This is a genomic window from Pseudarthrobacter albicanus (assembly GCF_018224015.1).
GTDB lineage: Bacteria > Actinomycetota > Actinomycetes > Actinomycetales > Micrococcaceae > Arthrobacter > Arthrobacter albicanus.
Genome location: NZ_JAGPOT010000065.1, coordinates 21,290 through 35,645 on the forward strand (window position 1 = coordinate 21,290; position 14,356 = coordinate 35,645).

10 protein-coding genes are annotated in these 14,356 nt (G+C 67.4%); 3 read left to right on the plus strand and 7 right to left on the minus strand.

Annotation, left to right across the window (positions count from 1 at the left end; genetic code table 11):
• Positions 1–211: 211 nt before the first annotated feature.
• Complete coding sequence (locus J9611_RS14490) at positions 212–1,462, minus strand: GIY-YIG nuclease family protein (RefSeq protein WP_211881135.1); 1,251 nt, start codon at positions 1,460–1,462, stop codon at positions 212–214.
• A 292-nt stretch (positions 1,463–1,754) separates the two neighbouring features.
• Between J9611_RS14490 and J9611_RS14495 the strand changes: the two genes are divergently transcribed.
• Complete coding sequence (locus tag J9611_RS14495) at positions 1,755–2,663, plus strand: toll/interleukin-1 receptor domain-containing protein (protein WP_211881137.1); 909 nt, start codon at positions 1,755–1,757, stop codon at positions 2,661–2,663.
• 81 nt (positions 2,664–2,744) lie between these two features.
• Here the strand turns inward: J9611_RS14495 and J9611_RS14500 are convergent, their stop codons facing one another.
• The 3 genes from J9611_RS14500 to J9611_RS14510 are packed head-to-tail and all read right to left on the minus strand — an operon-like array spanning position 2,745 to position 7,931.
• Positions 2,745–4,304, minus strand: a complete 1,560-nt coding sequence (locus J9611_RS14500; protein ID WP_211881138.1) for an FAD-dependent oxidoreductase — start codon at positions 4,302–4,304, stop codon at positions 2,745–2,747.
• The gene (locus J9611_RS14505; RefSeq protein WP_211881139.1) at positions 4,301–6,499 is read right to left on the minus strand and encodes a molybdopterin oxidoreductase family protein; all 2,199 of its coding nucleotides are present in this window, start codon (positions 6,497–6,499) and stop codon (positions 4,301–4,303) included. Before J9611_RS14505 ends, J9611_RS14500 begins: the two co-directional genes overlap by 4 nt.
• Position 6,500: 1 nt before the next feature.
• Positions 6,501–7,931, minus strand: coding sequence for an MFS transporter (locus J9611_RS14510; protein ID WP_307857111.1), 1,431 nt, complete (start codon positions 7,929–7,931; stop codon positions 6,501–6,503).
• A 287-nt stretch (positions 7,932–8,218) separates the two neighbouring features.
• On the opposite strand from J9611_RS14510, the gene J9611_RS14515 reads away from it, so the two are divergent.
• Entirely contained in the window at positions 8,219–9,631 is a 1,413-nt protein-coding gene (locus tag J9611_RS14515; protein WP_211881141.1) for an MFS transporter, read from the plus strand.
• A 141-nt stretch (positions 9,632–9,772) separates the two neighbouring features.
• Here the strand turns inward: J9611_RS14515 and J9611_RS14520 are convergent, their stop codons facing one another.
• From J9611_RS14520 to J9611_RS14530, 3 genes are all read right to left on the minus strand, one after another.
• Positions 9,773–10,504, minus strand: coding sequence for a glutamine amidotransferase (locus J9611_RS14520; protein WP_211881143.1), 732 nt, complete (start codon positions 10,502–10,504; stop codon positions 9,773–9,775).
• Positions 10,505–10,593: 89 nt separating this feature from the next.
• Positions 10,594–12,456: an acetyl/propionyl/methylcrotonyl-CoA carboxylase subunit alpha gene (locus tag J9611_RS14525; protein WP_372447795.1), complete on the minus strand. Its 1,863-nt coding sequence runs from the start codon at positions 12,454–12,456 to the stop codon at positions 10,594–10,596.
• A gap of 124 nt (positions 12,457–12,580) precedes the next feature.
• On the minus strand, positions 12,581–13,267 hold the full coding sequence (locus J9611_RS14530) for a Maf family protein (RefSeq protein WP_211881144.1): 687 nt from the start codon (positions 13,265–13,267) through the stop codon (positions 12,581–12,583).
• Positions 13,268–13,475: 208 nt separating this feature from the next.
• On the opposite strand from J9611_RS14530, the gene J9611_RS14535 reads away from it, so the two are divergent.
• A partial coding sequence (locus J9611_RS14535; protein WP_211881146.1) for a 13E12 repeat family protein occupies positions 13,476–14,356 on the plus strand: 881 nt, incomplete at its 3' end.

The following is a 14,356-nucleotide window of genomic DNA, read 5'->3' on the forward strand; positions in this document are numbered from 1 at the left end:
GATCCGTTCCGTGTCCGATTCGCGTGACGCGCACGTGTTCAGCGAGATCGTGCCGGTTAGCCCGGTCTAAACCCCGGCTGGCGAGGATGCCTAGAAGGTCCTCCTGGCCACTGTCTGTGGGTAGAGTCCTTACAGAGGGGACCGGCGAGCCGCGAAGTGTCAGCCACAATCGTGAGGTGATGATCTTGGCCGCCGTCATTCTGCTGGCTTCCTATGGTGCCGTTTCAGCATCAAGGGCGAGCCCCAGTCTGTACTCCTCGGCCTCCGCCTCGTCGACCCAATCGACAAGTTCGACATCGTGTTTTCGTAGTACGTTCAGCACTTCGGCGGGGCTCACCCGGAAGAATTCTTTGCGGCGGTTCACCCGGTTCACCCGACGGTCATCAAAGTGGCCATGCAGCATGGTCTCGATACTCACAGCGTCAGCGGAGAAAAAGAGCGCATGGACGTCGTATCGGTAGGGGACTGACGCGCTGCTCAATTCGCGTATGCGGTCAAGTGGTTCCAGCCGTCGGGTGAGGCCGATCTTTACAACGTCGGGCCCGAACGCTCCGACGTTTGAGATTACGTACACGTACCCCGCCCGGATGTTCGCAGCGCGGAAATCGATCTCTTTCAGTTCGGCTTCGAGGATAAGAATCTTCTCTTCGATCCGGGCGATTCCGGTCTCGTCTCCCTGTGCTTCCAGTGCGACCATGACGTTGTAGTAGTGGTCCAGTTCTTTTTGAAGTTTCGCCCGCTCTGCCTCGAGTTCGGCGTGAGCCCGCGCTTCTTCGCGGAGGTCTGCCCGCCGCTCACGTTCCTCTTCCTTCTCTCTTAGTACAGTGCGGTGATGTACGTCCAGAAGCAAAAGCTCCTCTTCGCGCAATAAGTAATACTTGGCCTCCAGGTGCGCCCCGAACTCCCTGGCAATGTCGTTGAGCTTGTACCAGGTCTTAGTGAGCCGACGGGCACCATCATGAAAACTGCCAGTCTTCCGGGTCGCTTCAATTTCGACTTGAAGGTTCAGAATCTGCAGGAGGAGGGGCCCGAGACTCGCGGCAAACTTTCTGGGCATCTCGACAGTTGACCCGTCTTGCGACGTCATCCACAGGCCTGTCGCCGACACCACAGACTTGTTGCGGAGAATCAATTTCGCCTGGGACCGGAGCGACTTTATTTCCGTCATGACAGACTCAGAATTGTCCGCAATAGTCCGGTAGTCGTTAAGGCCGAGGACGGCAGGTAGGTCGTCCGTCGGGGTCCTCTCGGCAGCCTCCCGCAGATTCTTCAGTTCCACTTTGGCAGCATCAATCTCTGACTGCAGTTTGACCAGTTCAGCCTTCCGGGCATCCCTTTCGGCGTCCTCGACGACGTGTCCGAGGCGAATCTCCCATTCAGTTCCATTCCACCATTGCAAGAGATTGACTAGGTTTTCATACCCGCGGACGGGGTACCACCCGGGTGGTTGAGACGCGACCATGTGTTCCCCTCAGTTGGCGCATTGATGCGCACCTGACGAGAGTACCAAGCGCCTGTCGTCTCACCTTTGCGTTCGGCTAGGCACGTTTGGCCTGTCCCTATTCAATGGGATACATCGCTGTTCAATCAGCCGCGCCGCGCCCACTGCGGCCGAAGCCCCTAGTCCCCGAGGTCGGGGTCCATGAAGCGTCGCGTGCCAGCAGTGCGGCGGCGGCTGTACAGTATGAATTTCCTGAATCACAGATCAGAAATGGATGACCTTGACCTCAACTACCGAGGCCCCCCGTGCTTTCATGTCGTACGCATGGGATAACGACGAGCATCAAGCATGGGTGCTCCAACTTGCAACCCGCCTCAGGAGCAACGGCGTGGATGTTCTTCTCGACGTGTGGGACACCAGACTGGGTTCCGACCTGGCGTCCTTCATGGAGTCAGGCATTACTTCAGCTGACCGCGTCATCGTCGTCTGTAGTGACCAGTACGTCGCGAAAGCGAACGCACCAACAGGTGGTGTGGGTTATGAGAAGAATATGCTGACACCAAGGCTCATGGACGACCTTGGCTCTGAGCTCGTGATACCTGTCATAAGGAACAGGACTTCCAGCCCCAAGATGGCAGCCTTCCTTGGCTCCGCCAAGTATGTCGACTTTCTAGACGACGCAAACTATGAAGAAAAGTACGCAGAGCTGCTTCACGACATCCATGGACGACAAATTCAGGCAGTGCCGCCCCTCGGGAGGAACCCCTTCAACTTGATGCCGCCAGCCGAGGTCCCCAACGCTCTCAGGAACGACGCGGCGCGTTACGTGTCCCCGGCCGCATCGGGTGGCGTCGCCTTCGACTACACGAACAACAGTGGCCACTACGTGATCGGGTCCGGAGACATGGCGTTCACAATTTCTATGTCTGAAGCGGGACACGGATCAATCTATGTTCTCCAAGATCCTCCCAATATTCACACGGTGGCATTGGCGCCGAACGTTACGGACTTTGAGGAAATTGCGGACGCAAATCTGTTCGATTCTTCCTCGCGACATCGCACGATCAAAGTAGGTGACGCAGCCATACTGCGGAACTTGGCTGGCTACTACGTCGTCCTTCTGCTTGACCGGGTCGTCACAAGGGAGTCTGCAGACGACGGCCAGCATCAGGTTGAGTTCCGCTACCGGATTCAGACGAATAAGTCGGCGGTGTTCTCCTAGCACTTCCCGGTGGCGCGGCTACCACGCAGAGGATGCTGGACTGTGCGTGAAGAAATTTCGGCTGCCCGAGTTCAATGTGCCTTACGCCACCGCCCCCTGAAAATGCTTCTCGATAATCCCCTTGATGTCGTCATGACACCCGCCACACCCGGTCCCCGCCCGCGTCGCGCCTGACACCTCGGCCACCGTCCCGCACCCGCCGGCAACCGCAGCGGCAATCTTCGTCCCGCTGACGCCGGCACACCGGCACACGGTCCGCTCCGGATCGGTGGCGCCACCAGTAGAAGCCTGGTCCGGCCCGTCCAAGCGCAGCAGCAAAGACCTATCCGCGGGGAGCTCGGCGCCGCGTTCAAAGAGCTGCACCAGTTCGGCCGCGGTCCGGGGCATGCCCACGGCCACGAGGCCCTCGAGCACCCCGGCACGGGTGGTCATCTTCACGTAGCGGCCGTGCTCGGGATCGGCCCACTGGGCGATCTGCCGCCGCGCCCGTCCGTCCGACGCCCCGGCGGTCAGGGCCTCCTCGTCCCACGGTTCTGCGGAAACATCCCCGGCCACGGCCATGTTCAGCCCGCGGGCCTTCAGGACAATCACGCCCGGCTGCTCCGCCGCCAGCTCCGGCAGGGACTCCGCCTCCGAAGGCGAACCGGAAGCCAGCAGCACCAGATATTCGGCGAGCCATTCGGCCTGCCGCCAGCCCGGACCCACCAGCCCGGACGGGCCCCGTGCCGTCCGGCACTCCAGACAATGAGGATCGGGGCAGCGGACCTCGGCGCAGTCGCCGATCGCGAAAATGTGCGGCTCGTGGTGCGACCGGAGCTTGTGGTCCACCAGGATCCCCGCCGCCGTCGAGAGCCCGCAGCCTTCAGCCAGTTCGGTCCGCGGCCGGACACCGCAGGAGAGCACCAGCAGCTCGCCGTCGATCGCGGAACCGTCATCGAGCAGCAGGGCCGAGAAACCGCCGTCGGGCCCGTTGTGCTCCACCCCGGTGGAGCGCGCATTGCCGGCCACCCGGACGCCGCAGTCCCGCAGGCTCGCCGCGAGCACGGCGCCGCCGCCGCGGTCGATGTTGCGGCCCAGCGGGTGCGGGCCGTTGTGCACCACGGTCACGGTGGCGCCTTCCTCGGCCGCGGCGAGGGCGGTTTCCAGGCCCAGCACGCCGCCGCCCAGGACCACCACGCGCTTGCCCCCGGCCACAGCCTCGCGCAGCACTGACGCGTCGGCCAGGTCCCGGAGCGCGGTCACGCCCGCGGGCAGCACGGGGGCGGCCGGATCCGGGTTCAGCCCGGTCAGGTTGGGGATCACCGGCCGGGACCCGGTGGCGAAGACCAGCCGGTCGTAGCCGGGCGAGGTGCCGTCGCTGAGGACCAGCCGCTGGCGGGCACGGTCCACCCGGCGGACCCGGACGCCCAGCCGGACGTCGACGCCGTCGGCAATCAACGCCGCCGCATCGGCGAGGGCCAGCGCCTCCGCCGTCGTGCGCCCGACCCCCAGGTCAGCGACGAGCACCCGGTTGTACGCGGCGTCGGCCTCCTCACCGATCACGGTCAGGTGCGCCAGGCCGCTGCGCACGGCCGGGAGCAGCTCGTCGACCAGCCTGGCGGCCACCGGGCCGAAACCGACAACAACAATCCGCTCGCTCATGAGGCCTCCGATGTCTGAAGAACGCTGTTCTGCGTCCGGGCATCACTGGCCGCCCGGACCCACACCTTGTTGAACTTGAATTCGGGCATCCCGGAAATGGGGTCCGTGGCGGCTTCCGTCAGCCGGTTGGCGCTCTCCAGCTCCGGGAAGTGGAACGGCAGGAAGACCGTTTCCGTCCGGATCGCCGTGCTGAGTTCGGCCCGGCAGAGCACCTCGCCGCGCTCGTTGGCCACGGACACCAAAGAACCGTCGCTGATGCCCATGGCGGCCGCGGCGCCGGGGTGGATCTGCAGCTTCGCCTCGGGCTGGGCGGCCAGCAGTTCGGAGACCCGGCGGGTCTGCGCCCCGGACTGGTAGTGCTCCAGCAGGCGGCCGGTGATGAGCGTCATGGTTTTGGCGGCCGGATCCGGATTAGCGGCGGGGGTACGACGGCGGCGGGGCGCCACCGGGGTCAGAACGGCCTTGCCGCCGGCGTGCGCGAAGCCGTCCAGGAACAGCCGCGGCGTGCCGGTGCTGCCCACCGGATAGGGCCAGTAGGCAGCCTCGCCGCGGTCCAGCATGGCGTAGTCGATCCCGGAGTAGTCCGCGAGGCCGCCGGCGGACGCCAGCCGGAGCTCCTCGAAGACGGTTTCCGGGTCCTCGCTGAAGGTCGACGGCGCATCGAGGGCCTCGGCCAGCCGGGCCATGATCCACAGTTCGCTGCGGGCCCCGGGCGGGGGAGCCAGGGCGCGGCGCCGGCGGAGGACGCGGCCCTCGAGATTGGTCAGCGTGCCTTCCTCCTCGGCCCACTGGAGCACGGGCAGGACCAGGTCCGCTTCGGCAGCCGTCTCGGACATGAAGAAGTCGCAGACCACCAGGAAGTCCAGGCTGCGCAGCCCTGCAAGGACCGAATTGGCATCGGGGGAGGCCACCGCGATATTGGAGGCGTGCACGAAGAGGCAGCGGACGCCGTCGGGCTCTCCGAGCGACTTCAGCAGTTCGACGGCGGGCAGGCCGGGACCGGGGATCAGCGCTTCCGGCACGCCCCACACGGCAGCCACGTGGGCGCGGGCGGCGGGGTCGGTGATCTTGCGGTAGCCGGGCAGCTGGTCCGCCTTCTGGCCGTGTTCGCGGCCGCCCTGGCCGTTGCCCTGGCCGGTCAGCGTGCCGTAGCCGCTGCGCGCGGAGCCCGGCAGGCCCAGCAGCAGGGCCAGGTTGATGGCGGCGGTGGCGGTGTCCGTGCCGTCGACGTGCTGTTCCACGCCGCGGCCGGTCAGGATGTAGCTGCCGCCCCGGGTGGCGCCGTCGGCCAGCCGCCGGGCCGTGTCCCGGATCAGCCCGGCGGGGACGCCGGTGAGGGACTGCACGCGTTCGGGCCAGAAGGCGTTGACGCTGCGGGCCAGGGCCTCGTACCCGGTGGTGCGCTCGGCGAGGTAGCCGGCGTCGGCGAGGCCTTCGTGGATCACCACGTGGGCCAGGCCCAGCAGCAGGGCGAGGTCGGTGCCGGGCAGCGGCTGCAGGTGCAGGCCGCCGCCGTCGGCCGTGAATGCCGCGGTGGCGGAGCGGCGGGGGTCCACCACGATCAGCCCGCCGGCGTCGCGCGCGCCCTGCAGGTGCTGCACGAACGGCGGCATGGTCTCGGCGACGTTGGAGCCGAGCATCAGGATGGTGCTGGCGGCGTCGAGGTCCGCCAGCGGGAAGGGCAGGCCGCGGTCCAGGCCGAAGGCGCGCATCCCGGCGGCGGCGGCCGAGGACATGCAGAACCGGCCGTTGTAGTCGATCCGCGAGGTCCCCAGCGCCAGCCGGGCGAACTTGCCCAGCTGGTAGGCCTTCTCGTTGGTGAGCCCGCCGCCGCCGAACACGCCGACGGCGTCCGCCCCATACCTGGCGCGGGTGTCCTTCACCGCTGTGGTGATGAGCGCCAGCGCCTCATCCCAGCCGACCGGGCGGTGGACGCCGTCGGGCCCCTTCAGCAGGGGCTCGGTGACGCGGCCCGGGTGGTTCAGGAGCGACGCCGAGGTCCAGCCCTTGCGGCACAGCCCGCCGCGGTTGGTGGGGAAGTCCCGGCCGGTCACCTCGAGAACGGGTGCAGCAGACGGCGCCGGCACGGGGTCTGACCCCGGCTGGACAGCCGGGGTCAGAGCCGCTGGGGACTTGAGCGTCATGGCGCACTGCAGGGCGCAGTAAGGGCAGTGCGTGTCGGCGCCGTTGGTCATGTTAGACGTGTCCTTTTCCGTTTCGGTGGGCGTTGCGGATGTAGCAGGCCCAGCAGACAACCAGCATCAGGACGTAGGCCCCGACGAAGCCGTAGAACGCCGGTGTATACGAGCCGCTGGCGGTGTTGGAGGCGTTCAGCACCTGCGGGATGACGAAGCCGCCGTAGGCGCCGATCGCCGAGATCAGGCCAAGCGCCGAGGATGCGAGGCGCTGGGTGGCCACCGTGCTGGCTCCGTTGCGTGCCGCCCGGCTGGAAGTGGCGAAGATGACCGGGATCATCCGGTAGGTGGCGCCGTTCCCGAAGCCGCTGGCGGTGAAGAGGAACAGGAACAGGACCAGGAAGAGCCAGAAGTTCTTCAGCGGCAGCGTCCAGATCATGGTCAGCGTGATGACGGCCATGGCGGCGAAGGCTGTGACGGTCATGCGTGCTCCGCCCATCCGGTCCGCCATCCGGCCGCCGTAGGGGCGCGCCAGCGAGCCGACCAGCGGGCCGAGGAAGGCCAGCGAGAGTGCCACGGTGCCCACTCCGATCGAGGAGAACGCCGGGAAGTAGTCCTTGATGAGCTTGGGGAACACACCGGCGAAGCCGATGAACGAACCGAAGGTGCCGATGTACAGCAGCGCCATGATCCACAGGTGCGGTTCCTTCAGCGCGGCGAGGGAACCGGCCACGTCGCCCTTGGCGCTGGTGAGGTTGTCCATGTACTTCCAGGCCCCGAACGCCGCGAGCAGGATCAGCGGGACCCACATGAGTCCGGCCACCGGCAGGTTGATGGTGCCGGCTGCCAGCAGCGTGATGGCGATCGGGACGGCAAGCTGTGCGACGGCGGCACCCATGTTTCCGCCGGCGGCGTTCAGGCCCAGGGCCCAGCCTTTTTCGCGGGCCGGGTAGAAGAAGGTGATGTTGGACATGGAGCTGGCGAAGTTTCCGCCGCCGAAGCCGGCCAGGGCCGCCACGAGCAGCATCACGCCGAAGGGGGTCGCCGGATTGGAGACGCACAGTGCGAGCCCGATGGACGGGATCAGCAGCAGCAGGGCGGAGACGATGGTCCAGTTGCGGCCGCCGAAGCGGGGGACCATGAACGTGTAGGGGATCCGGAGGGTGGCGCCGACCAGGCTGGGCATGGAGATCAGCCAGAAGATCTCGTTAGTGGAGAAGGTGAAGCCTGCCGCGGGGAGCTGGACCACCACGATGGACCACAGCTGCCACACGACGAAGCCGAGGAATTCGGCGAAGATGGACCAGTTCAGGTTGCGCCTGGCAATGGAACGGCCGCTGGACGCCCACTGCTCCTTGTTCTCGGCATCCCAGTTGGCGATCCATCGTCCGGGGCGGAATTCAAGGGCGGGGGCATGGGTGGGGGCATGCTCGAGGGTTGCGGTGTCGGCGGCCGGGGTGGCGCGGACATCTTCGGTGCGTTCAGCAGTCACTTAGGAGACCTCCTTGGGATGTGGTCCTTCCACGGTAGGGTTCCCGCGTTTCCGGGACCGTCGCCGTTTGTTAACGTGCTGTGACGTTTGCCTATCGGGGCCTACGTGACGGCGTGAGGAGAAGCCGCGGGGCGTAGCCTGGGGGCCAGGCCGTGAAATAGCCACCTTTGTCCACATATTGGACAGTTTGTCCATTTGCTGGACGGCGGGAACTAGTATGGAAGCCTACTTATCCTTTAACCGGTCCCTTACCGGGCGCGGCCCGGTCTTCATGAAAGTGCTACTACATGTCATCCAGCGTCAACCTGTCGAAGCAGGCGTCCGCGAAACAGGGGAACTCGCGCGGCCGCGTGATCGTCGCCAGCCTGATCGGCACCACCGTTGAGTTCTACGATTTCTACGTCTACGCCACAGCTGCAGTGCTGGTTTTCCCCAAGCTGTTCTTCCCGGGACAGAACGAGACCACCCAGCTGCTGAGCTCCTTCGCCGTCTTCGGCGTCGCGTTCGTCGCCCGCCCGCTCGGGTCCATTGTCTTTGGCCACTTCGGTGACAAGTTCGGCCGCAAGGGCACGCTGGTGGCGTCGCTGCTGACCATGGGTATTGCCACCTTCCTGATCGGCTGCCTGCCCACGGCCCTGGTCCCGGGCTGGACCTTCTGGGCGCCGGCCCTGCTCGTTGTCATGCGCTTCGCCCAGGGCCTGGCCCTCGGCGGCGAATGGAGCGGCGCGGCCCTGCTGGCCACCGAGAACGCCCCCGCGAACAAGCGCGCCGTTTACGGCACGTTCCCGCAGCTGGGTGCACCGATCGGCTTCATCATCGCCAACGTCCTGTTCCTGGTGTTCAGCTACACCCTGACGCCGGCCGCGTTCGAGGCCTGGGGCTGGCGTGTGCCGTTCCTCGTCAGCGCCGTCATGGTCATCATCGGCCTCTATGTCCGCCTCAAGCTGATCGAAACCCCCGCGTTCACCAAGGTGCTCGAGTCCAACGAGGTCGCCAAGCTGCCGGTCGCCCGGGTCTTCAAGACCAGCTGGCGCCCGCTCATCCTGGGCACGTTCATCATGCTCGCCACGTACGTGCTCTTCTACCTGATGACGACGTTCACCCTCACCTACGGCACGCGCGCCTCCAGCCTGGATGCCGCCAAGGCCGCCGCCGAGAAGGCCGGCAAGCCGATGACCGAAGCCGCGGCCGCCGCCTTCGTCCCCGGCCTGGGGTACACCCGCAACGACTTCCTCTGGATGCTGATCGTCGGCGTCGTGTTCTTCGGCATCTTCACCCTGGTCTCCGGGCCGCTGGCCGAAAAGTACGGCCGCCGCAGGATGCTGATCGCCGTCACCGCCGGCATCTTCGTCTTCGGCCTGCTGTTTGTCCCGCTGTTCAGCGGCGGCTTCGTGGGCGCAATGGCCGTGCTCATCCTGGGCTTCACCCTCATGGGCCTCACCTTCGGGCCCATGGGTGCGTTGCTGCCCGAGCTGTTCCCCACGAACGTCCGGTACACCGGCTCCGCCATCAGCTACAACGTCTCTAGCATCCTCGGCGCTGCGGTTGCCCCGTTCATCGCCGTCTGGCTGTGGGAGTTGGCGAAGGGCAGCCCCGTGCTGGTCGGCGTCTACCTGACCGTCATGTCCGTGCTGACGCTGATCGCGCTGTTCCTGAGCAAGGAAACCAGGGACCTCGACTACGAGAACAACGTGGCCTGACGCTCCTCCCCGGTTTCAATCGGAAATGCCCGGTGTGTTCGCTGAACACGCCGGGCATTTCGGTGTCCGGCGGAAAGCAACCGGGCAGGAAGGGCAGAGGCGGGCTGGCTGGCGGAAAGGGCGGTGCGGAGGCGGCGCGGGTCAGCTGGCGTAGCGTTCCGCGAAGTTGCGCAGGATCTTCATCGGCTCCGTCGCGCTGAACGTCCGGGCGTTCTCCATGAGCATTTCGGCCGATTCGGGCGGAAAATATCCGGCGTGGCGGTAGATGTCGATCCGGGTGACCAGCCCTTCGGCGTCGAGCTCCGGGTGGAACTGGGTGGCGTACAGGTTGCTCTTGATCCGGAACATCTGCACCGGGCAGGCGGCAGAGCTTGCCAGCAGCACCGCGTGCGCGGGCAGGACGGTGCAGGCCTCCTTGTGACCGGTGAAGGCCGTGAAGTGCTCCGGCATTCCCTTCAGGAGGGGATCCTGCATCCCCTCCGGCGTCAGGCTGATCGTCACGCCGCCAAGCCCTTCGCCGTAGGTCCTGTCAATCACCGCGCCCTGGTGCAGGCCCAGCGTCCCGACCCCGTAGCAGGCGCCCAGGAACGGGAAATCCTCGGCCACGATCCGGTCCAGCAGCGCGGCGAGTTCGCGTTCCACCCGGTGCTGGGCGGCGCTCTTCAGCCCGGGGGGATCGCTGGAGGTGTAGGGGCTTCCGCCCACAATCACCCCGGAATACTGCGTGAGGTCCAGCTCCGGGAGCGGTGCGGCTTCCATCCGGATCCGGTGCAGTTGCTCCGCCGCAAGCCCCGCGTAGCGCAGGTAGGCGCGGTATTCGTCCTCGGCGGCCCCGTCCTCGGCGCGCGAGGCGAGAAGCAGGAATGGCTTCACCACCCAAGTCTGCACGGGCCGGACGCAGTGCGCCAGAGGCGCGCCGCGCCCTGCGCCAGAGCAGTGCCGGGCCCGGCGCCAGGCCCGGTCTACTCCGCTGCGATGTCCTCGATCAGGGCGATCACGGCGCCGGCGGAGACGGTCGCGCCGGCAGCTGCCGAGAGCCCGGTCACGATTCCGGCCCGGTGCGCGGTGAGCGGCTGTTCCATCTTCATCGCCTCAAGCACGACGACGAGGTCCCCCTCGGCGACGGTGTCGCCCTCGTCCACGGCCACCTTCACGATGGTGCCCTGCATCGGAGAGGTGAGCGCGTTGCCGCTGGCCGCCGCTGCCGCGCCGCCGGTGCGGGAACGCTTCTTCGCCTTGGCGGGCTTGGCGCCGCGGCCGCCGCCCGCGCCGGCCAGGGAACCCAGCGACGCCGGCAGCACCACCTCAAGGCGCTTGCCGCCGACCTCGACGACGACGCGCTGGCGTTCGCCGGCGTCGTCCGCTTCAACGTCGGTGCCGGTGGGTGTCCACGCCGGGATGTCGTTGACGAAGGCGGTCTCGATCCAGCGGGTGTGGATCTTGAACGGGCCTTCGGCGGGAGCGAAGTCCGGGTTGGTGACGACGGCCAGATCGAAGGGGATGACGGTGGGGATGCCCTCCACCACCATCTCCTCGAGGGCGCGGCGGGCGCGCTGGAGAGCCTGGGTACGGGTGGCGCCGGTGACGATCAGCTTGGAGAGCATCGAGTCGAAGTTGCCGCTGATGACGTCGCCCTGCTCCACCCCGGAATCGATGCGGACGCCGGGGCCGGTGGGGTTCAACAGCCGGGTGATGGTTCCCGGGGACGGCATGAAGTTCCGGCCCGGATCCTCGCCGGTGATGCGGAATTCGAACGAGTGGCCGCGGACCTCGGGATCGCCGTAGCCGAGCTCCTCGCCGCAGGCCAGCCGGAACTGCTCGCGGACCAGGTCGATCCCCGTGACTTCCTCGGAGACGCAGTGCTCCACCTGCAGGCGGGTGTTGACCTCGAGGAAGGAGATGGTGCCGTCCTGGCCCACGAGGAACTCGCAGGTGCCGGCGCCGAGGTAGCCGGCCTCCTTGAGGATGGCCTTGGAGGATTCGTAGAGGCGGCGGTCCTGCTCTTCGGTCAGGAAGGGCGCCGGGGCCTCTTCGACGAGCTTCTGGTTGCGGCGCTGCAGCGAGCAGTCGCGGGTGGAGATGACCACGACGTTGCCGTGCGCGTCGGCGAGGCACTGGGTCTCGACGTGGCGCGGGGCGTCCAGGAAGCGTTCGATGAAGCATTCGCCGCGGCCGAAGGCAGCGACGGCCTCACGCACGGCGGATTCGAACAGTTCGGGGATTTCCTCGCGGGTGCGGGCCACCTTGATGCCGCGGCCGCCGCCGCCGAAGGCCGCCTTGATGGCGACCGGCAGGCCGAACTTGTCCACGAACTCGAGGATTTCCTCGGCGGATTCCACCGGGTCCGCCGTGCCGGGGACCTGCGGTGCGCCCACCTTCTCGGCGATGTGGCGGGCCTGGACCTTGTCGCCCAGGGCGGAGATCGCCGCGGGGGAGGGGCCTATCCAGGTGATGCCGGCGTCGATCACCCTGGCGGCGAATTCGGCGTTCTCGGCCAGGAAGCCGTAGCCGGGATGGATGGCGTCGGCGCCGGCGCGGTGCGCCACCTCGATCAGCTTGTCCATCACGAGGTAGGACTCGGCGGCCGTGTTGCCTCCGAGCGCGTAGGCCTCGTCCGCCAGCTTGACGTGCAGTGCGTCGCGGTCCGGGTCCGCGTAGACCGCCACGGAGGCGATCCCCTCATCGCGTGCGGCGCGGATGATGCGTACGGCGATTTCGCCGCGGTTGGCGATCAACACCTTGCTCAGCCGGCGGGTGCCGGTGGCAGTTGCTGCCTGGGTTGATCGCTGCACGGGATTTGCGGACTGCTCCGAATTTGCTGACAAGGCGTCTCCTTCTTTCCTTCAGGGAGCCTAGCGCGGTTTTGTGGGTTCCGCCGATATTACTTGCGGATTCCGCGCGTAAAGCGCCCAACCTTTGTAGGGAAGCTACAAAGAGCCGGGAAATCGCTCACTCTGCCCGAACGTCCGCGGGGTCAACGGCCCCGCCGGTCCACAGCTCGGTGATGCCCACCTTCGCCTGGGCGAGCAGCCCGCGGAGGGTGGAAATGGAGAGCCCGACGACGGCGTGCGGGTCGCCGTCGACCTTGCGGATGAAGGCCCCGCCGTAGCCGTCGATCGTGAAGGAGCCGGCGCACTGGAGCGGCTCGCCGGTGGCGATGTAGGTGTCGATTTCCGCTTCGGTCATCTCCATGAAGTGCACCTCCGCGGAGGAGACGGAGCCGAGCGTCGCACCGGAGCCGGTGGCGGCGGTACCGCCGGACCCGGTGTCGGTGTCGGTGTCGCGGCAGTCGACGAGCCAGTGCCCGGTGTGCAGAACGCCCATGCTGCCGCTCATCCTCAGCATCCGCTCCTTGGCGACGTCGGCCGTGTACGGCTTGCCGTGCGCCTGGCCGTCGAACTCGAACACGGAATCGCAGCCGATCACGAGGGCGCCCTCCGCCTCGGGCAGCGAGGCGACGGCCTCGGCCTTGGCGCGGGCCAGCAGGAGGGCGGTGTCATGCGGGTCGGTCACGCCGTAGCGGGCCTGGACGGCGTCCTCGTCCACGTCGGAGACGAGGACCTCGTGGGCGATGCCGGCGTGGCTCAGCAGTTTGGTGCGGGCGGGGGACTGGGAGGCAAGAATGAGGCGGGTCACCGCTCCAGCCTAGTTCACCGCTGAAGAGCAACGCGGGGTCACTTACGGCCCATCCGGCGGGGGATTATGGGCGCGAAGTGACCCCGCGTTGCTTCCACCGGGCGGGGACTGCAGGGCGCTGACCCGCGCTGGACGCCGGCGCCGCACGGCGACATCTCCAGCGGATCCTCGGGCTAATACTGTCGGAGGTGCCTGATTAACTTGGCTCATGAACGGCAATCAGGAGCCGGAATCGGCTCCGGCGGTATCGGAAGGTATGGCGGTCAGAAACCTGGCCGGCTCCCTGGCCAGCTCCCTGGCTGCCGTCCGGCCGTGCGGGGACGGTGCAGGGCTGATCGCCCAGTTGCGGGAGCTGGAGGATTTGAAGTCCGCCGCGGCGGCGGCGCAGGCCCGGATCGCCGTGGCCTTCGATGCCCTGGAGCGCCGCGCCCAGGCCTGCGCGGGGGTGCCCGCGGCGGAGCTGGGAAAAGGCGTCGGGGCGCAGATCGCCCTGGCCCGGCGGGAATCCCCGTCCCGCTGGGGCCGGCTGCTGGGCCTGGCGAAGGCACTCGTGACGGAGATGCCGCGGACGCTGGCCGCGCTGGCCGCCGGGGACCTGAACGAATGGCGCGCCACGCTCCTGGTCCGCGAGACGGCGTGCCTGTCCGCCGCGGACCGGGCCGCCGTGGACGGGGAGCTCGCCGCGGACACCGGCACGTTCACCGGCGCCGGGGACCGTGCGGTCACGGCCGCGGCCCGCGCCGCGGCGTACCGGAGGGACCCGCGCCCGGTCGCGGACCGGGCCGCCCACGCGGCCACGGACCGGCATGTCAGCCTCCGCCCGGCGCCGGATACCATGACGTACCTGACCGCGCTGCTCCCGGCCAGGGAGGGCGTCGCGGTCTACACGGCCCTGAACGGGCACGCCGCGGCCCTGCGCTCCGGCGGGGACCCCCGCTCCCGCGGGCAGCTCATGGCCGATGCCCTGGTCGAGCGGGTCACCGGGACCCCCGGCGGGATCACCGGGGTCCAGATCCAGCTCGTCATGACCGACCGGACCCTGTTCCAGGGCGACAGCGAACCGGCCCGGCTCCCCGGCTACGGCATCGT